Consider the following 19,276-nt stretch of genomic DNA (forward strand, 5'->3'; position numbering starts at 1 on the left):
TATTTGTCGCAAAGGGTAGGGTAGTGGAGGCGTGTTTCGGTAGAATCCGCGCCGCAGTCGTCGATCGGGCGCCTGCCACACCGATTCAGTTCCGAGGTCTGTGATGTCGCTGCACTTGATGACGCTGTTTACCGCCCATCCCGCCAAATTGATCAACCTGCTGGCGTTGGCACTGGCCTTCCCGGGCAGTTGGCTGCTGCACGCGACCCGCCGTCGTGAACAACGCGCCATGGCCAGCATCGCCGCGCAACGCCAGGCCCAACCGAACGCCGAACCGATTTTGGATTGGGCGACGTTGCGCATGAACCGCTTTTTCTACCGCTTCGGTTTTGCCTGCCTCGGGCTGGCCCTGATCGTCTCCTGGATCAGCACGCGCTTCTGAAAGCAAAAGATCGCAGCCTGCGGCAGCTCCTACAGGGTGTACATCATTCCCCTGTAGGAGCTGCCGCAGGTTCGGGCCGCGTTCGGACGATCTTTTGATCTTGCCGTTACAACGGTAACCCAGCCTTCACTCGGTACTGATTGCGCACCGGCGTTGCATATTGCAGCACCAGATACGGACGGTGCTCCTCAGGGCAGGCATCCAGTCGGCGCTGCCATTCTTCCTGCGCCTTGGCCAGTTCGTCGGCCGGAAACAGCTCGGCGGCCTTCGGCACGTTCAGTTGCGGATCGGCATCGGCCCACATCGCATACGCCAGGTAATGCACCGGGAACAGGCGATAACCGCCGAGAATCTGCTTGTCCATCTCGACCGCCAATTGCTTGGTGTCTTCGAACAGCTCGGTGATCGGCGCGGCGAAGTTCACGTGCACCCGGCCCTTGTAGCCGGTGATGCCCTTGGCGATGCTCACGTCATCCTCGCCCGGCGCCTTGGCGTAGGTGCCGGTGGTGGCGCGGATGTACAACTCGCGGGCCTTGGCCTGGTCGCACGGGTCGTATTCGTAGCTGATCGACACCGGGGTCAGGTTCAGCGACTGAATCACTTCGCCGAACGGCTCGTCCTTGCGGCTCATGTGGAACATCTTGAGGATCGCCGACTCGGTACGGTCGTCGCCATCCTTCGCCCGGCCTTCAGCCTGGGCGATCCAGATCGAGGCGCAATCGTTGCGGATCGAGTGGTTGATGTACGCCGACAGCAATTGATACGCGGCCATCTTCTCGCGACGCCCGGTGATCGAGCGATGCACGATGAAGCTCTTGTTCAGACGCATCAGGTCGCTGACGAAAGGCTTCTGCAGCAAGTTGTCGCCGATCGCGATGCGCGGGGTCGGCAGGCCGGCGTGGTACACCGCGTAATTGACGAAGGCCGGGTCCATCACGATGTCGCGGTGGTTGGCGATGAACAGGTAGGCGCTGCCGGACTTGAATTGCTCGACACCGGTGTAGGTCACGCCATCGGTGGCGCGCTCGATGGTGTGGTCGACGTAGAACTCGACTTTGTCCTGCAAAGTGGCCACGGAGGTCACGTCGGCAAACTCACGACGCAGCCGATGGGCTATAAGTGGTTTGAGCATCCAGCCGAAGGCACCGGCAAAACGCGGGAAGCGGAAGTGGGTGAGGATATCTAGAAACGCCTTGTCGCCGAGCAGTCTTGCCAGTACCGCAGGTACTTCGCTGTCGTCGTAAGGTCGGATGGCATCGAATTCGCCCATCATGCTCTCTTGTTGGAAACGGCTAGGGTAAGTAAAGGTTTTGATCGAAAACCAACGGGGCACGGTCTGAAAAGGTAGCCAGACAAAAATAGCCCTGCAAATAGACCGGCGATTATACGCACAAGTCACCTGGGAGACCGCGATGCTGGAAAGCGCACTGCATGAATGTCCGTATTGTGGTGAAGAGGTCGAGACGACGGTGGACCTGTCCGCAGGCGATCAGACCTACATCGAGGACTGTCAGGTGTGTTGTCGACCGATCACGTTTGTCTTGCAGGTGCATGGCGAGGATTGGTTTCTGGAAGTCTTCAGCGAAAACGAGTGAGGGGCGCCCATGCAGCGAATCTACGAGCCGGAAAACCTGATGGAGGGCGAGATGCTCAAGGGCATGCTCGCCAGCGAGGGCATCGAGGCGCATCTGGTGGGCCGCGATCTGCTCGGTGGCACCGGTGAATTGCCGATCTTCGGCCTGCTGGGACTGTCGGTCGAAAACGATCAGGCCGAATACGCCCGCGAACTGATCACCGCGTACAATGCCGCGCTGCCGCTGCCCGGCGATGAACCGGAGAGCTTCCCCGGGACGCTGGTCTGTTAGGCTGGCGTTCGTTTTATTTCTGAGTCGTGTTGCCCCATGTGTGGACGTTATGCCCTGTTTCGCTGGAACCGCGACTTCGCGGCCCTGCCCGGATTTCCCGCCGATCAGCAGGCGCAGTGGAACATTTCTCCCAATGATTCGGTGTTGATGCTGCGTGCCGAGGCTGACGGCCAACGCACGCTGGCCCGCGCCCGCTGGGGCCTGACGCCGCCGTGGCTGACCGATCTGTCGAAAACACCGGCGCATGCCAGGGCCGAAACGGTGGCCGAGCAACCGATGTTCCGCGAGGCGCTGCGCCTGCGTCGCTGCCTGCTGCCGGCCAACGGTTTCTACGAATGGCGCGGTAATCTGCGCAAGCGTCCGTACTGGCTGACGCCGGGTGAGGGCTCGTCGCTGTTTTTTGCGGCGATCTGGGAGGCGTATCCGGTGCAGGAGCAGGTGTGGCTGAGCACCGCGGTCATCACTCAGCCGGCGGCCAGTCAGCGCCGACCGTTGATTCTCGATGAGGTAGGGCAGGCGGCCTGGCTCGATCCTGCGACGCCGCTGCATGTGCTGCAGGGCTTGCTCGCCAGTGAACCGGCGGCATTGCGCGAGCGGGTGCTGGCGAATCTGGTGAATGATCCGAAGCTCAATGGGCCGGAGTGTCTGACCCCGGGTTAAGTCAAAAGCCCCTCACCCTAACCCTCTCCCAGAGGGAGAGGGGACTGATTGGGGGATATTGACGAAATATACCGACTTGAACGCTCAGCTTTGAATCCATAATCGACTGGTTATTTCAGGTCGATGTATGACGGGAGACAACTCGGTCAGTCCCCTCTCCCTCTGGGAGAGGGTTAGGGTGAGGGGCTTTTCGCTTTTCAGACCTTGAACTGATTGATCAACCGCCGCTGCTGCTCCGCCAATTTAGTCAGGCCGGCACTGGCCGAACTCGACTCATCCGCACCGCCCGCCACTTCATTCGCCACCTGACCGATATTGATCACGTTACGGTTGATGTCATCGGCCACTGCGCTCTGTTCTTCCGCCGCACTGGCAATCTGCGTATTCATGTCATTGATCACCGACACCGCCTGAGTAATTGTCTCCAGCGCTTCAGCCGCTTTCGCCGCGTGCTGCACGCTTTCGTCGGTGCGGTTCTGGCTGTCCTCCATGACCCGCACCACATCGCGGGTGCCCTGTTGCAGCTGCTGGATCATGCTCTGGATTTCTTCGGTGGCCTTCTGGGTCTTCTGCGCCAGATTGCGCACCTCGTCCGCCACCACGGCAAAGCCGCGCCCTTGTTCGCCGGCCCGCGCCGCTTCGATTGCTGCGTTCAGCGCCAGCAGGTTGGTCTGCTCGGCGATCCCGCGAATCGCGATGAGGATCGCGTTGATGTTTTCGCTGTCCTTGGCCAGCGTCTGCACCACCTCAACGGCCTTGCCGATCTCCACCGCCAGTACACCAATCGAGTTCGAGGTATCACGGACAATCTGCATGCCCTGGCCTGCGGCCTGATCCGCGTGGCTGGCGGCTTGCGCCGCCTGGGTGGCGTTGCGCGCCACGTCTTGCGCAGTCGCGGTCATCTCCTGCACCGCCGTGGCGACCTGATCGATCTCGGCCATCTGTTTCTGAATGCCGATGTTGGTGCGAATCGCGATGTCGGCAGTGTGCTCCGAGGAATCGCTGACGCTCTGCACTGACGTCACCACCTGCGTGATCATCGCCTGCAACTTGGCGAGGAAGGTGTTGAAACCTTTGGCAATCGAGCCGAGCTCATCGCTGCGATCACTGCTCAAGCGACGGGTCAGGTCGCCTTCACCTTTGGCGATGTCATCGAGCATGGCGACCATCTGCTTCAGTGGCCGGGCGATGCCGTGACCCACCAGCCAGATCACCAGCAGACCGATGGCGGCGATGATCAGGCCGACCATGGCCATGCCGAAGGTGTCGGACTTGCGTTGTGCATCAAGGTCGGCCTGGAGTTTTTGCAGATCAGCCATCACTGCGTTCAGCGGCAGTTGCAGCATCAGGGTCCAGCGCGCGTCGGTCTGGCCGATGCCGAACGGCAGGTACAGCTCGATGCGGCCCTTGTCCTTGTTGACCGAGTAGGTGACTTCGCCGCGTTTGAGATTGGCCATGTTGGCGATCTGCTCGGCGTCGAGAATGTCGCTGACCTTTTCACCGAATTTGCTCGGATCCTTGGTGTAGGCCACGATCCGGCCGTTGCCGCCGATCAGAGCCATTTGCCCGGCGCCGCTGTACAACTTCTGGTTGGCGCCGAGGAGCATTTCCTGGATGAAGTTCACCGACAGGTCGGCGCCGACGATGCCTTGGAATGCGCCGTTGAGCATGATCGGTTCAATAAAGGAGGCGAGCATCACGACCTTGTCACCGACCTTGTACGGCGCCGGATCGATCACGCAGGGCTTTTTCGTTTCCTTGGAGCAGAGGTAGTACTCACTGGCGCGCACCCCGGTGGACAGGGTTTTCTGATCGTCGACATCGGCCAGTTTGTCCACGCCCAGACTGCCGTCGGTATTGCGGAACCACCACGGCAGGAAGCGTCCGTTGGCGGGATCGATACCGGTCACGGCGCTGCCGACGTAGGCCGCGTCATTGTGATCCAGGGCGTTTTTTTCCCAGCCGATGTAGGTGCCGAGAATCTTCGGGTTCTGCTCGACGTTCTCCTTGATCAGGCTGATCAGTTGCTCGCGGCTGATGGTCAGTCGCGGCTGGCCGTCGGCGCCCGGCGTGCCGAGCAGCGCGTTGACCCGCACCAGTCCGCCGGCAATCAGCAGCGGCGCTTCGAGTTCGCGCTGGATCTGGCTGACCTGGGTCTGCGCCAGTGAGGTCAGGCGTTGTTCGATGACTTGTTCGAACTGCGCCTGAGTGCGCTGTTGCACCATGTCTTGAGTGCGGGCACCGGAAAACAGCGCGTACAGCACCAGCGCGGCAACCACGCTGAGGACGATGGCGCCGGCCAGGGCGGCGACGGAAAACTGGATCGACTTGAACTTCATGGGAGCTCCGCACGCAAGAGGACGTCTGCGCTGTTGTATCGGCAGCGGGCATTGCGCCATGAGCGTTGAGCGGAACAAAGGGCGGAGGATGTCGCAAATGGATCGGTGCGCGACGCAGCGGCAGCAGACTTGCCGGTTGCTGTGAATTTTTTACAACAACAGCGGTGGGAAATTTCCGAAAGACGCTGCAACACGTCTGTTGTATCTGGCGCCGATACAATTCACCCCCTACGATACGCGGCAGGTTTTCAGGGAGCTTTTGAATGAACAAGACATTGGTTGTAAGTGCACTGAGCGCAGCGCTGTTGCTGGCCGGTTGTCAGTCGGTCAACACCACCAGCGGCGGAGCCGTGGGGGTGGAGCGCAAGCAGTACATGTTCAGCATGCTGTCCTCGCAAGAGGTCGACCAGATGTATGCCCAGTCCTATCAGAAGACCGTCGGCGAGGCGTCGAGCAAAGGCGTGCTGGACAAGACCAGCCCGGAGGCCAAGCGGGTTCAGGCGATTGCCAACCGGCTGATTGCCCAGGCACCGAACTTCCGCCCGGATGCGGCGCAATGGCAGTGGGAAGTCAATCTGATCAAGAGCGACGAGCTCAACGCCAACTGTGGCCCTGGCGGCAAGATCATTTTCTACACCGGGCTGATCGATAGCCTGAAACTGACTGACGATGAAATCGCTGCGGTCATGGGCCATGAAATCGCCCACGCCCTGCGCGAGCACGGTCGTGAAGCGATGTCCAAAGCCTATGGCATTGAAATGGCCAAGCAGGGTGCCGGTGCGTTGCTCGGTCTGGGTCAGGACAGTCTGGCGCTGGCCGACACCGTGGCCAACTACGGCATGACCTTGCCCAACAGCCGTGCCAACGAAAACGAAGCCGACCTGATCGGCCTCGAACTGGCCGCCCGTGCCGGCTACAACCCGAATGCGGCGATCACCTTGTGGAACAAGATGAGCAAGGCTTCGGAGGGCGCACCACCGGAGTTCATGAGCACTCACCCGGCTTCGTCCAGCCGGATCGCCTCGTTGCAGGCGGCGATTCCGAAGGTGATGCCGTTGTACGAGAAAGCCCCGAAGTCCTGAGTCCGTCGGGGCTTGAAGGGAACTGGCTTTATTGTGGTGAGGGGATTTATCCCCGATGGGCTGCGAAGCAGCCCCAAAACCTATGACTGCGGTGTACCGGGTGCACCGAGGTGGTCAGCTTGGGGGCGCTTCGCGCCCCATCGGGGCGGTGCGACGTTTCGCTAAATCCCCTCACCACAGGTTTTGGGTAGTTCAGTAGACGGGGATTAAATCCAGCCACTGCTCTGCATCGCCTTGTACACCGCCACGATCGCCAGAATGAAAAACGCCGAAGCCGCCAGGCGACGGATCAAGGTCAGTGGCAATTTCTCCGCGGCAAAATTACCCGCCAATACCACCGGCACGTTGGCAATCAACATGCCCAGGGTGGTGCCGATAATCACCAGCCACAGCTCAGGGTATTGCGCCGCCAGCATCACGGTGGCGATCTGCGTCTTGTCACCGATTTCCGCAAGGAAAAACGCGATCAGCGTGGTCAGGAAGGGGCCGAACTTGCGTGCGGTGCTGGCTTCATCGTCGTCCATCTTGTCCGGGACCAGCGTCCACAGCGCCGTGGCGGTGAAGCTCGCGGCGAGAATCCAGTGCAGCACCGAATCGGAGAAGAAGCTGCCGAACCAGGCGCCTACCGCACCGGCTGCCGCGTGGTTGGCCAGGGTCGCGGCGACGATACCGGCGATGATCGGCCAGGGTTTGCGAAAGCGAGCGGCGAGAATCAGCGCGAGCAGTTGCGTCTTGTCGCCGATTTCGGCCAAGGCAACGATTGCGGTGGGAACGAGTAACGAGTCCAGCATCAGGATTTTCCTAAGGGGCGGGTCGACACGGCTATGACACGTACAGCCTTCCCGCCCCGGGTAAGGTGTGCGTGTCATAGGTCTTGTCAAACCCTGCGATCCGTCTGGTGCGGACGCTTGGGTCGCATACGCCATGATCTGAGGATCAAGTATGTTGACGTATGCCGGACGAGCTTGGCGCTCGTGGGAGACTACTCCCCTAGGACGGAGCGGATTCTGCCTTCGCAAAACCGATAGAGCAAGAACAAATTTTCAGCCGCGCTTGGCCCGGTAAATCCGGAAACCATTGCCTTCGGCCTTGATTGCACACACGCCCAGATGCTCTTCGATCAGCGGCTGATACTTCAGGAAGCTGTTCGCAACCAGGCGCAGTTCGCCGCCGTTTTTCAGATGTTTGGCCGCTTTTCGCAGCAAGTTTTCGGTAGCGAAATAATCGGTGTGCACGCCGACATGGAACGGAGGGTTGCTCAGAATCGCGTTCAAACCCATCGGTGCAGCGTCGATACCGTCACCGGTCAGCACTTCGGCGTCCAGACCGTTGGCCGCCAATGTCAGGCGACTGCTGGCGGCGGCGAAGGCATCGACGTCGAGCAGGGTCACCTGGTTGTGCGGATAACGCCGTTTGACCGCCGCGCCCAAAACCCCGGCGCCACAACCGAAATCCAGCAGATGACCGCTCGGCAGTTTGTCCAGATGCTCCAGCAGCAAGGCGCTGCCGCGATCCAGTCGGCCATGGCTGAACACGCCCGGCAGGCTGATGACTTTCAACGGGCCTTCGGCCAGCGGCAGCTCATAAGTCTGCGCCAGGCTTTCCAGCGATTTGGCTTCCGGCGCGTTGGCCACGGTGACTTGCCACAGTTGGCAGTGACGGGCGCTGTCGAGTTTGCGTGGCTTGCCGAACGGGTTGAGCTGCTTGGATGCGCCCTCGATACCGCTGCGTTTTTCCCCGACCAGAAACACCTCGCGCCCGGGCAGACGTGCGGCCACGGCATTGAGGATGTAATCGGTCAGATCCTTGGACTTGGGCAAAAACACCACGGCGCTGTCGAATTCGCGCTCCGGCACGTTTACGCCGAAATGGCTGCGGCCTTCGAAGCGCGCATCGAGAGCGGCCTGATCGCCGGCATGCCAGCACCAGCCGAACGCATTGGGCAGGCGCCCAAGCAGATCGTCGGCGGGCAACCCGGCCAACAACAGCGCACCCTGGAATAACTCGGCCTGACGAAGCAGTACTTCACTGCGCGGATCCATAACTGCTCCCTGGAAAAAAAGTGCCGTAGTTTATCAACTGACGACCCGCAGCGCTGTACCGCTGAAGAATGCCAGGGCGTTTTCGGTCAATTGGCCGACGATACGCTGCCGCGCTTCGCGACTGCCCCAAGCGTTGTGCGGAGTGACGATCAGCCGCGGAATATCGGCCGCCAGCAGCGGATTGCCGTTGACCGGCGGTTCGACGCTGAGCACGTCGGTGGCGGCGCCGCCAAGGTGACCGTTGCGCAACGCGTCGGCCAAGGCTTGCTCGTCGATCAAACCACCGCGAGCGGTATTGACCACAAAGGCGCCGGGTTTCATCGACGCCAACTCGCGGGCGCCGATGAAGTGCCGGGTGTGTTCGTTGAGCGGGCAGTGCAGGGTCAGGGCGTCGATCTGCGGCAGCAGTTCGTCCAGCGGCAGACGGTCCGGGCGGGCAGGGCGGCCGGGTATCTGCCCGAGCAACACACGCATGCCAAATGCTTCGGCCAGGCGCGCGACCGCGCCGCCGAGCTCACCGTGACCAAGCAGGCCAAGGGTTTTGCCCTCCAGTTCGACAATCGGGTAGTCGAGCAGGCAGAACTGTCTGGCCTGCTGCCAGCGACCTTCGCCGACGGCTTTTTGATAATCCGCGAGGCGTGTGGCGAGGTTGAGCAGCAACATGATCGTGTGTTGCGCCACCGATGGCGTGCCGTAACCCTGACAGTTGCACACGGTGATGCCGTGGGCGCGAGCCGCATCCAGATCGACGTTGTTGGTGCCGGTGGCGGTGATCAGGATCAGTTGCAGATCCGGGTTGGCGGCCATCGTGGCGGCATCGATGCGGATCTTGTTGGTGATCGCCACGCTGGCCCCGTGCAGGCGTTCGGCGACTTGATCAGGCGCAGTCTGGGCGAACAGTTGCAGGTCGCTGAAGCAGGCGCGCAACGGGCTGAGGTCGAGATCGCCGAGATCCAGTGACGGGTGATCGAGGAATACGGCGCGGCGCGGGTTCGTCATCAACTGTACCTTTTGTGCTTGGAACGGAAGGCGTAATCTGCCGAGCCTACCAGATGAAACAATTGGTTACTCAGAGCCAGAGGTACTCACAAGTCCTGTGGGAGCGAGCTTGCTCGCGAAGAGGGCGGATCAAGCGAATTGCTGTTGTCTGACACACCGCTTTCGCGAGCAAGCTCGCTCCCACAGGGAAAACATCTGCGCCATGAGTCCGATTTGACTGATTACTTCCAGAGGAGCCCCCATGTACTGGACCGAGTTCTTGACCGTTGCACTGATCCACCTGTTGGCCGTGGCCAGCCCCGGCCCGGACTTTGCCGTGGTGGTGCGCGAGAGCGTGACCCATGGTCGTCGCGCTGGCACCTGGACCGCGCTGGGTGTGGGCACGGCGATTTTCCTGCATGTGGGTTATTCGCTGCTCGGCATCGGCCTGATCGTTTCGCAATCGATCGTGCTGTTCAACGCCTTGAAATGGGCCGCCGCTGCGTACCTGCTGTACATCGGCTTCAAGGCCTTGCGCGCGCAGCCAGCGAAAACCGTTACCGATGATCTGCACAAGGAGGCAGGCGTGCGCACCGCGCGCGGCGCCTTCACTTCGGGTTTCGTCACCAACGGCCTGAACCCGAAAGCCACGCTGTTCTTCCTGTCGCTGTTCACCGTGGTGATCAACCCGCACACGCCGCTGGCGGTGCAGGCTGGTTACGGCGTCTATCTGGCCGTAGCGACGGCTGTGTGGTTTTGCCTGGTGGCAATGCTGTTCAGTCAGCAACGCGTGCGCGCCGGTTTCGCCCGCATGGGCCACTGGTTCGACCGCACCATGGGCGCGGTGCTGATTGCGATCGGCGTGAAACTCGCGTTCACCGAGATGCATTGATCAACACTCACCTGTAGGAGCTGCCGCAGGCTGCGATCTTTTGATGTTGCTTTTAGAAGATCAAAAGATCGCAGCCTGCGGTAGCGCCTACAGAAGAGCAAGCGGCCTGATCGGCGCTGATGACCGGCAAATGCTGGCGCAAAGCTAGCATTTGTACGGCTGTGCAAATCATTCCTTCGGCTGATTTGACTGGGGTATAACGGCTCTAGAGTAACGCTCTCTACGCCAACACCGTGCAGCCAGAAAAGGGATTCATATGTTGCAGACTCGCGTCATTCCCCCGGCCGATGGGGCCTACCAGTATCCATTGCTGATCAAACGGCTGCTGATGTCCGGCGCACGTTACGAGAAAACCCGCGAGATCATCTACCGAGACCAGTTGCGTTACAGCTATCCGACTTTGATCGAGCGGGTGGCGCGGCTGGCCAACGTGTTGACGGCGGCCGGAGTGAAGGCGGGTGACACCGTGGCGGTGATGGACTGGGACAGCCATCGCTACCTCGAATGCATGTTTGCCATTCCGATGATCGGCGCGGTGATCCACACCATCAACGTGCGTCTGTCGCCGGAACAGATCCTCTACACCATGAACCACGCCGAGGACCGCTTCGTGCTGGTCAACAGCGAGTTCGTCGGGCTGTATCAGGCCATCGCGCCGCACCTGACCACCGTTGAGAAAACCCTGCTGCTGACCGATCTGCCGGAAAAGACCGCCGAGCTGCCGAACCTGGTCGGCGAGTACGAGCAACTGCTGGCCGCTGCAAGTGCGCAGTACGACTTTCAGGATTTCGACGAAAATTCGGTCGCTACCACCTTCTACACCACCGGCACCACCGGCAACCCGAAAGGTGTGTACTTCACCCATCGGCAACTGGTGCTGCACACCATGGGCGTGTCGACAATCATGGGTGCGATCGACAGCGTGCGCCTGCTTGGCACCAACGATGTGTACATGCCGATCACCCCGATGTTCCATGTGCATGCCTGGGGCTTGCCGTACGTGGCGACGATGCTCGGGCTCAAGCAGGTTTATCCGGGGCGTTACGACCCGGAATTCCTGGTCGAGCTGTGGCGCAAGGAGAAGGTCACGTTCTCCCACTGCGTGCCGACCATCCTGCAAATGCTGCTTAACGCCAAAGGCGCGCAGGGCACCGATTTTGGCGGCTGGAAGATCGTCATCGGTGGCAGTGCGCTCAACCGCACGTTGTATGAAACCGCCAAGGCCCGGGGCATTCAGTTGACGGCGGCGTACGGCATGTCGGAGACCGGGCCACTGGTTTCCTGTGCGCATTTGAACGACGAGTTGATGGCCGGCACCGAAGACGAACGCACCACTTACCGGATCAAGGCCGGTGTGCCGGGGCCGTTGGTGGAAGCGGCGATCGTCGACGCCGAGGGCAACTTCCTCCCCGCCGACGGCGAAACCCAGGGCGAACTGGTGCTGCGCGCCCCGTGGCTCACCGAAGGCTATTTCAACGAACCGCAGAAGGGCGCCGAGCTCTGGGCCGGTGGGTGGCTGCACACCGGCGATGTGGCAACGCTCGACAGCATGGGCGTGATCGACATCCGCGACCGCATCAAAGATGTGATCAAGACCGGCGGCGAGTGGATTTCCTCGCTGGACCTCGAAGACCTGATCAGCCGTCATGTGGCGGTACGTGAAGTAGCAGTGGTGGGCATCGCCGATCCGCAATGGGGCGAGCGGCCGTTTGCACTGCTGGTGATCCGTGAAGGGCACGAGATCGGGGCGCGCGAGCTCAAGGAACACCTCAAGCCGTTCGTGGAACTGGGGCACCTGAGCAAGTGGGCGATTCCGAGCCAGATCGCCCTTGTTACGGAAATTCCCAAGACCAGTGTCGGCAAGCTCGACAAGAAGCGCATCCGCCTCGACATCACCGAATGGCAGGCCAACAACAGCACCTTCCTTTCGACTCTTTGAGTGTCTGCTGGCGCGCCGAAACCGGCGCGCCAGACCCACCAAGCAAGCGCTTGGCTTGTTAAATCGAAAAATTCAGCCATCCTTGCCGTGCCGACATGTGTCGGACTGGCGAAAGGACTGTTCCAGAGTGGCCGGCAGCTGCAAATCACACTTTAGAGGGATCAAGCAGTACCCCCTGCTGGCTATAGTCCGCTCAAGGATTTTTAAGAACGGGGCACACGCACGAACAGGGGCGATGCAACTTTGGAGTGACGTCGGGTGGCTACTGGCTCCCGGTCTTCCAGGCGTTTTTAAAAGTACTCACTGCCATAACAATAATGCACATGGAGTAGCGTCGATGACATCAGTAAACCAGTTCTGGCGCCGGGCTAAACTGCCTCTGGCCGTCAGTCTTGCCTCTACGCTCGCCGGGCCCGCATTCGGCGTCAGTTTCAACGTCGGTGAAATCGAAGGTCAGTTCGACTCCTCGCTCTCCCTGGGCATGAGTATCTCGACCCAGCAGCCGAACAAGGACCTTATTGGTGTCAACAACGGCGGCAAGGGCCTGTCCCAGACCTCCGACAACGGCCACCTGAACTTCAAGAGCGGGCAAGCCTTCTCGAAGATTTTCAAGGGCATCCATGATCTCGAATTGAAATACGGCGACACCGGGGTCTTCGTCCGGGGCAAATACTGGTACGACTTCGCACTGCAGAATCAGGACCTGGAATACAAGGACGTCAGCAACCACAACCGCGACGTCGCGGCGCGTTCTTCCGGCGGGCAGATCCTCGACGCCTTCGTCTACCACAACTACTCGATTGCCGATGAGCCAGGTTCGGTGCGTCTGGGCAAGCAGGTGGTGAACTGGGGCGAAAGTACCTTCATCGGTGGCGGCATCAACTCGATCAACCCGATCGACGTGTCCGCGTTCCGCCGTCCGGGTGCCGAGATCAAGGAAGGTCTGATCCCGGTCAACATGTTCTACGTATCGCAGAGCCTCACCGAAAACCTCTCGGCTGAAGGTTTCTACCAGATCGACTGGCAGAAGACCGTGACCGACAACTGCGGCACGTTCTTCTCGCAGCCGGACATCGTCACCACCGGTTGCGACGACAACCTGCGGGTACTGAACAAGCGTTCGACCATTCCGGGCATTGCGCTCGGGCCGTTGGCCGCCGCCGGCGTGGATGTCAACGAAGAGGGCGTGCTGGTGCGCCGTTCGCCTAACCGCAACGCCCGCGACAGCGGCCAGTGGGGCGTTTCCGCCAAGTACATGTTCGACCCGCTGGCCACCGAGTTCGGTGCCTACTTCATGAACTACCACAGTCGTGCGCCGATCTTCAGCGCCACCGGTGCGCCACAACGTATCTATAACGGCGTGGCAGCTTTGCCGGGGCCGTTCCAGGCGCTGGGGCCACTGGTCGTCGCAGGCAACTCGAACTACTTCATCGAATACCCTGAAGATATTCGCCTGTACGGTCTGAGCTTCTCCACCACCCTGCCTACCGGTACGGCGTGGAGCGGTGAGGTCAGCTACCGGCCGAATGCGCCGGTGCAGTTGAACTCCACCGACATTCTGTTCGCCGGCGTACGTCCGCTGGGTGGCGCGTTGACCAACGCGTCGATTCTCAACGGCGTGCCGGGCCAGGATCTGCACGGTTACAACCGTAAAGAAATTACCCAACTGCAAACCACCCTGACGCACTTCTTCGATCAGGTGATGGGCGCCAACCGTCTGACCCTGGTAGGTGAAGTCGGCGTGACCCACGTCGGTGGCCTGGAGAGCAAATCCGAAGCCCGTTACGGCCGCGATCCGGTGTTCGGCCCGGGCGAACTGCCTGCCACGGGAGGTCTCAACACCTGCTCGCAGATCCTCAACACCTCCACCATCAACGGTGCCGGGCCGGGGGCTTCGCGCGACAACGTTTCCAGCAACTGCAACAACGATGGTTTCACCACGGCCACTTCGTGGGGTTATCGCGCTCGTGCCATTTGGGATTACAGCGACGTGTTTGCCGGTGTGAACCTCAAGCCGAACGTGGCCTGGTCGCATGACGTGAAAGGTTACTCGCCAGGTCCTGGCGGCAACTTCGAGGAAGGTCGCAAGGCCATCAGCCTCGGTCTCGATGCCGAATATCAGAACACCTATACCGCGAGCCTGGCCTACACCAACTTCTTTGGCGGCGACTACACGACCGTGGACGATCGTGACTTCGTGGCCTTGAGCGTCGGCGTGAACTTCTAAGCACAGTTTTTTCAGGACGAACACACATATGAAAATAACAAAGAGTCTGTTCCACGCGGGTGTTCTGGGCTTGTCGCTGCTGGCGACCAGCGTCATGGCGGCCGTTCCCGCCGCCGAAGCCGACAAGCTGGGCAAGAGCCTGACCCCGATGGGCGCCGAAATGGCCGGCAACGCCGACGGTTCGATCCCGGCCTGGAAACCGCTGGCGAAAAATGCCGGCACGGTCGACAGCAAGGGCTTCCTGTCCGATCCGTTCGGCAGTGAAAAACCGCTGTTCACCATCACCGCGCAAAACGTCGAGCAGTACAAGGACAAGCTTGCACCGGGCCAGTACGCGATGTTCAAGCGCTACCCGGACACCTTCAAGATTCCGGTTTACCCGTCCCATCGCGGCTCGACCGTGCCGGATGACGTGTTCGCCGCGATCAAGAAAAACGCCACCACCACCAATCTGGTCGCAGGCGGTAACGGTCTGGAAAACTTCGATACCGCCGTGCCGTTCCCGATTCCGAAAAGCGGTCTGGAAGTGATCTGGAACCACATCACCCGCTATCGCGGTGGCAGCGTGACCCGTCTGGTGACCCAGGCGACTCCGCAAACCAACGGCTCGTTCAGCCTGGTGTACTTCCAGGACCAGTTCGTGTTCCGCGACAAGATGAAGGATTACGATCCGGCCAACCCGGGCAACATCCTGTTCTACTTCAAGCAGAAAGTGACCGCGCCGGCACGTCTGGCCGGTACCGTACTGCTGGTGCACGAAACCCTCGACCAGGTGAAGGAGCCGCGCAAGGCGTGGGTCTACGCCACTGGTCAGCGTCGTGTGCGTCAGGCACCGCAAGTGTCCTATGACGGTCCGGGCACTGCGGCGGACGGTCTGCGTACCTCCGACAACCTCGACATGTACAACGGTGCGCCGGATCGCTACGACTGGAAGCTCGAAGGCAAGAAAGAGATGTACATTGCCTCCAACAGCTACAAGATCGACTCGCCGACTCTCAAGTACGCCGACATCATCAAGGCCGGCCATATCAACCAGGACCTGACTCGTTACGAGTTGCGTCGTGTCTGGCACGTGGTCGCCACCCTGAAACCGGGTCAGCGCCATATCTATGCCAAACGTGACTTCTACATCGACGAAGACACCTGGCAGGCAGCGGTCATCGACCACTACGACGGTCGCGGTCAGCTGTGGCGTGTGGCCGAAGCGCATGCCGAGGACTACTACGACAAGCAAGTGCCGTGGTACGCACTGGAAGCCCTGTACGACCTGCAATCGGGCCGCTACCTGGCGCTGGGCATGAAGAACGAAGAAAAATCAGCGTATGACTTCGGTTTCTCTGCCACCAAGAGCGAATTCCAGCCGGGCAACCTGGGCCAGGACGGTATCCGCTAAGCTTTGACCCGAGGCCGCATCCTCGAAAAAACGCCCCGACTGGTTCGGGGCGTTTTTTTTGGCGTTGATTTTTGTAGGAGCTGCCGGCTCTCGACAGTCTTTTTGTAGCCATTTGTAGCAGCAACCTTCATAACCGCTACGTTTAAGGCTAGGCTGCGGACATCTGCTACGCCGCCAACAGCCATTCGAACAAGAGCCGGCCATGACTGATCTGTCCCCACTTCCGGGTCCCGCAAGCGTTGCCGTCGCGGCACTGGACGGACGTTTTTTCCGTCCTCCGCTGCCGGACGGATACGTCTTGCGGCCACGTCTCTGCGAGCGCCTGCAAACCGGGCTCGGTGGACGTCTGTTACTGGTGTGCGCTCCGGCCGGGTTCGGCAAGAGTTCGCTGGCGGTGGAGTTCTGTCAGAGCCTGCCGGCGCACTGGCAAAGCCTTTGGCTGGGATTGAGCCCACGGGATAACGATCCGGGGCGGTTTCTCGAGCGATTGCTGGAGGGACTGCAGGACTACTTTCCGGATCTGGGCAGCCGTGCGCTTGGCCTGTTGAAGATGCGCCAGCGCCATCAGCCGTTCGCCTTCGAAGAATGGCTCGATGGCTTGCTCGATGAACTGGCCCTGCAACTGCAACCGACGGCGCCGCTGTTGCTGGTGCTCGACGACTACCATCTCGCCCAAGGCCCGGTACTCGACCGTTGCCTGCAGTTTTTCCTCAATCATCTTCCCGATGGCTTGCTGGTCATGGTCACCAGTCGGCAGCGCCCGGACTGGCATCTGGCGCGCCTGCGCCTGTCGCGGCAACTGCTCGAACTGCATGAACAGGATCTGCGCCTGACCCATGACGAAGCCCTGACCCTGCTTGATCGGCATAGCACGTCGCTGCGTGGCGAAGCGCTGGAAAACCTGATTCAGCGCAGCGAAGGTTGGGTGGCCGGGCTGCGTTTCTGGTTGCTGGCGGCATCCGAAGCCGGCAACGAAACCGCATTGCCGCAAGCGCTGAACGGCGGGGAAGGGCTGATTCGCGACTACCTGCTCGAGGAAGTCATCGATTGCCTGCCTGTCGAGGTGCAGGCGTTTCTCTACGACACCGCCCCTCAGGAGCGCTTTTGCAGCGAACTGTGCGACGCGGTGCGCGAAGCCCACGACAGCGGCGAAATCCTGCGGTTTCTGTTGGCGCATCAAGTGTTCCTGGTGCCGCTGGACGAACATGGTCACTGGTATCGCTATCACCATCTGTTTTCCGATCTGCTGCGCAGCCGGCCCATCGCTCGCGCGATAGTGCCGGCCGCCACGCTGCACTTGCGTGCCTGCCGCTGGTTCAATGCGCAGGGCCTGCTCGATGAGGCGGTCGAACAGGCGTTACGTGCCGGCCATCTGGATGTGGCGGCGAATCTGGTGCAGAACCTGTCCGAGGAACAGCTGCTCGCCGAGCAGAACGTCGGCATGTTGTTGCGCTGGAAGATGGACTTGCCCGACAGTCTGCTGATCAGCACGCCACGCTTGATCGTGCTCTATAGCTGGGCATTGGGGCTGGCCTGTCAGCTGGATGCCGCTGAAGAGCTGGCCAGTCATTTGAGTCGTTTCCTGCCGGCGCCTTCGGCCTCTGCGCAGAAGTCGATGCTCGCGCAATGGCTGGCGCTCAGCGGCATCATCGCCCGCGGGCGCGGGCATCGTGAGCTGACCCAGCGCTATTGCAGCGAAGCGCTGGAAAGCCTGCCGGTGAAACGTTACGGGCAACGCCTGATGTGCCTGTCGACCCTGTCCAATCTGGCAATCGCCGACGGCGACCTGTGGCGCGCCCGGGGTTTGAACCGTGAGTCCCTCGAGCTGGCGCAGCGGGTTTGCAATCCGTTGTTCGAAGCCTTGGCGCATTATGACCGGGCGCGGGTGTTGCAGGCCCGTGGCGAGATACTGCGTGCGCTGGATGAAGTGCATCAGGGCCTGGAACGGTTGCGTGGACTGTCCCCGCAACGTCTGTATGCGGTGCGTGCGCGGCTGACGCTGTACGAAGGTTTTCTGTTGTCCATGCGCCTGCAACCCCAGCAGGCCCGGGCTCGATTGCTGAGCGGAGTGGCCGAAGCGCGGGCCTGTCGCGATATCAGCGTGTTGATCGGCCACTGCGTGATCGCTCGTCTGGACGGCAGCTCAGGCGAGTTTGCCAAAGCCTTTGCCGAACTCGCTGAAGCCGAGCGCCTGATGCATATCTGGGATGTGCCACCGATCTACTATTTGGCGATGATCACCCTGGTCAAATGCGAACTGTGGCTGATGCAGGGCCGTACCGATCTGGCCGAGGCATGGCTGGCGCGTCTTGGTCAGACCTATACCGGCGAGCGTGCAGCGGCGCCACCGGAATTTCATCCTCAGTTGCCATTGCATGTCGAACTGCAGCAAGCGCTGCTCGATGTGATTCAAGGGCAGCCGATGCTCGCCGAAGGGCGACTGAACGTGCTGCTGGAAAACGGTCAGCAAACCGGTCGACAGTTGCTGTGTGTAATGGCGCTGGCGCAAAAGGTCGCCTTGTTGCTGGGCACAGGCCGCGAACCGGAAGCACGCAAGGCCTTGAGTCAGGCGCTGGAAGCGGCGGCTGGCGGCGTGATACAGCCGTTTGACGCACTGATCCGAGAATATCCGGACTGGTTGCGCAGCCAATTGCATGCTTCGCCGGCATTGGCAGGACAACCGTTACTGGCGCATTTTCCGCTGGTGGCGACTCGGCCAGTGGTCGAGTCCACCGCAGCCGAACAACTCAGCAGCCGAGAGCTGGCTGTTCTGCGTTTGATTGCCCAAGGCTGTTCGAATCAGGAAATCAGCGAGCAGTTGTTTATTTCGCTGCACACGGTGAAAACCCATGCCAGCCATATCAACAGCAAACTGGGGGTTGAGCGACGCACGCAGGCGGTGGCGCGGGCCAAGGAACTGGGGGTTTTGACCTAGCGCTACGGCTTATCGGCACCCACAAAAAAGCCCCGAATGATCGGGGCTTTTTTGTGGGTGTTCCGACCTGCGAGCAGGTCGGGTGGCCGTTGTATCAGGCCACCAGATCGTTGGCGCTGAAGCTGTTTACACCCACCAGCTGGATCTCGAAATCCGCACCGGCGTTGCCGCTGACGTTACCTGACAGCACGTGGTCGACGAAGCGCAGTTGGCCTGCGCCGGTGAAATCGGCTGCACCGATGAAAGAGAAACCGTTGAAACCGGCATCCAGCAGGTTGGCATCAAATTTCGTCAGGTCGATTTTGTCGCCCTGTGCGCTGTTGAAGTCAGTGATGACGTCGCGCAGATTGCCAGTACCGGTTTCGTTCCACGCGTTGAACACGAAGGTGTCAGCACCTGAACCACCCGTCAGCGTATCGGTGCCCAGACCGCCGATGAGAGTGTCATTGCCGGCTCCGCCGTTGAGCAGGTTGTTGCCGTCATTGCCAGTCAATTTGTTGTTCAGGGCGTTACCGGTACCGTTGAGGTTGCTGCTGCCTGTT

16 protein-coding genes, 1 pseudogene and 1 riboswitch are annotated in these 19,276 nt (G+C 60.7%); of the genes and pseudogenes, 10 read left to right on the top strand and 7 right to left on the bottom strand.

Annotated features, from left to right (window positions below; genetic code table 11):
- Positions 1–103: 103 nt before the first annotated feature.
- Complete coding sequence (locus tag JN524_RS26535) at positions 104–382, top strand: hypothetical protein (RefSeq protein WP_007967709.1); 279 nt, start codon at positions 104–106, stop codon at positions 380–382.
- A 106-nt stretch (positions 383–488) separates the two neighbouring features.
- On the opposite strand, the gene JN524_RS26540 is transcribed toward JN524_RS26535, so the two are convergent.
- Entirely contained in the window at positions 489–1,655 is a 1,167-nt protein-coding gene (locus JN524_RS26540; RefSeq protein WP_098965560.1) for a 1-acyl-sn-glycerol-3-phosphate acyltransferase, read from the bottom strand.
- Between the two features lie 139 nt (positions 1,656–1,794).
- Between JN524_RS26540 and JN524_RS26545 the strand changes: the two genes are divergently transcribed.
- The 3 genes from JN524_RS26545 to JN524_RS26555 are packed head-to-tail and all read left to right on the top strand — an operon-like array spanning position 1,795 to position 2,907.
- Positions 1,795–1,977, top strand: coding sequence for a CPXCG motif-containing cysteine-rich protein (locus tag JN524_RS26545; RefSeq protein ID WP_202371240.1), 183 nt, complete (start codon positions 1,795–1,797; stop codon positions 1,975–1,977).
- A gap of 9 nt (positions 1,978–1,986) precedes the next feature.
- Positions 1,987–2,247 carry a putative signal transducing protein gene (locus JN524_RS26550; RefSeq protein WP_003228093.1) on the top strand — a complete coding sequence of 87 codons (261 nt, stop codon included), beginning with the start codon at positions 1,987–1,989 and terminating at the stop codon, positions 2,245–2,247.
- Positions 2,248–2,283: 36 nt separating this feature from the next.
- Positions 2,284–2,907, top strand: a complete 624-nt coding sequence (locus tag JN524_RS26555; protein ID WP_202371241.1) for an SOS response-associated peptidase — start codon at positions 2,284–2,286, stop codon at positions 2,905–2,907.
- A gap of 197 nt (positions 2,908–3,104) precedes the next feature.
- On the opposite strand, the gene JN524_RS27620 is transcribed toward JN524_RS26555, so the two are convergent.
- Together JN524_RS27620 and JN524_RS27625 are read right to left on the bottom strand one after the other, a co-directional pair.
- Positions 3,105–3,947 carry a methyl-accepting chemotaxis protein gene (locus JN524_RS27620; RefSeq protein ID WP_414889327.1) on the bottom strand — a complete coding sequence of 281 codons (843 nt, stop codon included), beginning with the start codon at positions 3,945–3,947 and terminating at the stop codon, positions 3,105–3,107.
- A 12-nt stretch (positions 3,948–3,959) separates the two neighbouring features.
- Positions 3,960–5,306: pseudogene (locus tag JN524_RS27625) on the bottom strand (HAMP domain-containing protein); the annotation flags it as partial.
- 203 nt (positions 5,307–5,509) lie between these two features.
- Between JN524_RS27625 and JN524_RS26565 the strand changes: the two are divergent.
- A complete protein-coding gene (locus JN524_RS26565) occupies positions 5,510–6,328 on the top strand; it encodes a M48 family metallopeptidase (RefSeq protein ID WP_027612207.1) in 819 nt (272 codons plus the stop codon).
- A 206-nt stretch (positions 6,329–6,534) separates the two neighbouring features.
- Here the strand turns inward: JN524_RS26565 and JN524_RS26570 are convergent, their stop codons facing one another.
- The 3 genes from JN524_RS26570 to JN524_RS26580 all read right to left on the bottom strand — a co-directional run bounded on the left by JN524_RS26570 (position 6,535) and on the right by JN524_RS26580 (position 9,369).
- Positions 6,535–7,119, bottom strand: coding sequence for a TMEM165/GDT1 family protein (locus JN524_RS26570; protein ID WP_134787312.1), 585 nt, complete (start codon positions 7,117–7,119; stop codon positions 6,535–6,537).
- A gap of 88 nt (positions 7,120–7,207) precedes the next feature.
- A riboswitch (yybP-ykoY riboswitch) is annotated at positions 7,208–7,332 on the bottom strand.
- Positions 7,333–7,371: 39 nt separating this feature from the next.
- The gene (locus JN524_RS26575) at positions 7,372–8,370 is read right to left on the bottom strand and encodes a class I SAM-dependent methyltransferase (protein ID WP_202371242.1); all 999 of its coding nucleotides are present in this window, start codon (positions 8,368–8,370) and stop codon (positions 7,372–7,374) included.
- A 33-nt stretch (positions 8,371–8,403) separates the two neighbouring features.
- A complete protein-coding gene (locus JN524_RS26580; RefSeq protein WP_202371243.1) occupies positions 8,404–9,369 on the bottom strand; it encodes a 2-hydroxyacid dehydrogenase in 966 nt (321 codons plus the stop codon).
- Between the two features lie 241 nt (positions 9,370–9,610).
- On the opposite strand from JN524_RS26580, the gene JN524_RS26585 reads away from it, so the two are divergent.
- The 5 genes from JN524_RS26585 (at position 9,611) to JN524_RS26605 (ending at position 18,734) form a co-directional block, all read left to right on the top strand.
- On the top strand, positions 9,611–10,240 hold the full coding sequence (locus JN524_RS26585) for a LysE family translocator (protein ID WP_003228086.1): 630 nt from the start codon (positions 9,611–9,613) through the stop codon (positions 10,238–10,240).
- 256 nt (positions 10,241–10,496) lie between these two features.
- Positions 10,497–12,179 (top strand): fatty acid--CoA ligase, encoded by a 1,683-nt coding sequence (locus JN524_RS26590; RefSeq protein ID WP_135296539.1) that lies wholly within the window; start codon positions 10,497–10,499, stop codon positions 12,177–12,179.
- A 337-nt stretch (positions 12,180–12,516) separates the two neighbouring features.
- Positions 12,517–14,406: a DUF1302 domain-containing protein gene (locus tag JN524_RS26595; protein WP_202371244.1), complete on the top strand. Its 1,890-nt coding sequence runs from the start codon at positions 12,517–12,519 to the stop codon at positions 14,404–14,406.
- A 28-nt stretch (positions 14,407–14,434) separates the two neighbouring features.
- Positions 14,435–15,799, top strand: coding sequence for a DUF1329 domain-containing protein (locus JN524_RS26600; RefSeq protein ID WP_096797152.1), 1,365 nt, complete (start codon positions 14,435–14,437; stop codon positions 15,797–15,799).
- Positions 15,800–16,001: 202 nt separating this feature from the next.
- Positions 16,002–18,734 (top strand): LuxR C-terminal-related transcriptional regulator, encoded by a 2,733-nt coding sequence (locus JN524_RS26605; RefSeq protein WP_202371245.1) that lies wholly within the window; start codon positions 16,002–16,004, stop codon positions 18,732–18,734.
- Positions 18,735–18,828: 94 nt separating this feature from the next.
- Here JN524_RS26605 and JN524_RS27370 read toward each other — a convergent pair.
- The coding region (locus JN524_RS27370; protein ID WP_272929701.1) for a type I secretion C-terminal target domain-containing protein at positions 18,829–19,276 on the bottom strand (448 nt) is incomplete at its 5' end.

This window comes from Pseudomonas sp. MWU318 (genome assembly GCF_016756945.1).
GTDB lineage: Bacteria > Pseudomonadota > Gammaproteobacteria > Pseudomonadales > Pseudomonadaceae > Aquipseudomonas > Aquipseudomonas putida_A.

Coding starts and splice junctions, on each gene's coding strand:
- JN524_RS26535 (WP_007967709.1), top strand. CDS start 104: ATGTCGCTGCACTTGATGACGCTGTTTACCGCCCATCCCGCCAAATTG.
- JN524_RS26540 (WP_098965560.1), bottom strand. CDS start 1,655: ATGATGGGCGAATTCGATGCCATCCGACCTTACGACGACAGCGAAGTA.
- JN524_RS26545 (WP_202371240.1), top strand. CDS start 1,795: ATGCTGGAAAGCGCACTGCATGAATGTCCGTATTGTGGTGAAGAGGTC.
- JN524_RS26550 (WP_003228093.1), top strand. CDS start 1,987: ATGCAGCGAATCTACGAGCCGGAAAACCTGATGGAGGGCGAGATGCTC.
- JN524_RS26555 (WP_202371241.1), top strand. CDS start 2,284: ATGTGTGGACGTTATGCCCTGTTTCGCTGGAACCGCGACTTCGCGGCC.
- JN524_RS27620 (WP_414889327.1), bottom strand. CDS start 3,947: ATGATCACGCAGGTGGTGACGTCAGTGCAGAGCGTCAGCGATTCCTCG.
- JN524_RS26565 (WP_027612207.1), top strand. CDS start 5,510: ATGAACAAGACATTGGTTGTAAGTGCACTGAGCGCAGCGCTGTTGCTG.
- JN524_RS26570 (WP_134787312.1), bottom strand. CDS start 7,119: ATGCTGGACTCGTTACTCGTTCCCACCGCAATCGTTGCCTTGGCCGAA.
- JN524_RS26575 (WP_202371242.1), bottom strand. CDS start 8,370: ATGGATCCGCGCAGTGAAGTACTGCTTCGTCAGGCCGAGTTATTCCAG.
- JN524_RS26580 (WP_202371243.1), bottom strand. CDS start 9,369: ATGACGAACCCGCGCCGCGCCGTATTCCTCGATCACCCGTCACTGGAT.
- JN524_RS26585 (WP_003228086.1), top strand. CDS start 9,611: ATGTACTGGACCGAGTTCTTGACCGTTGCACTGATCCACCTGTTGGCC.
- JN524_RS26590 (WP_135296539.1), top strand. CDS start 10,497: ATGTTGCAGACTCGCGTCATTCCCCCGGCCGATGGGGCCTACCAGTAT.
- JN524_RS26595 (WP_202371244.1), top strand. CDS start 12,517: ATGACATCAGTAAACCAGTTCTGGCGCCGGGCTAAACTGCCTCTGGCC.
- JN524_RS26600 (WP_096797152.1), top strand. CDS start 14,435: ATGAAAATAACAAAGAGTCTGTTCCACGCGGGTGTTCTGGGCTTGTCG.
- JN524_RS26605 (WP_202371245.1), top strand. CDS start 16,002: ATGACTGATCTGTCCCCACTTCCGGGTCCCGCAAGCGTTGCCGTCGCG.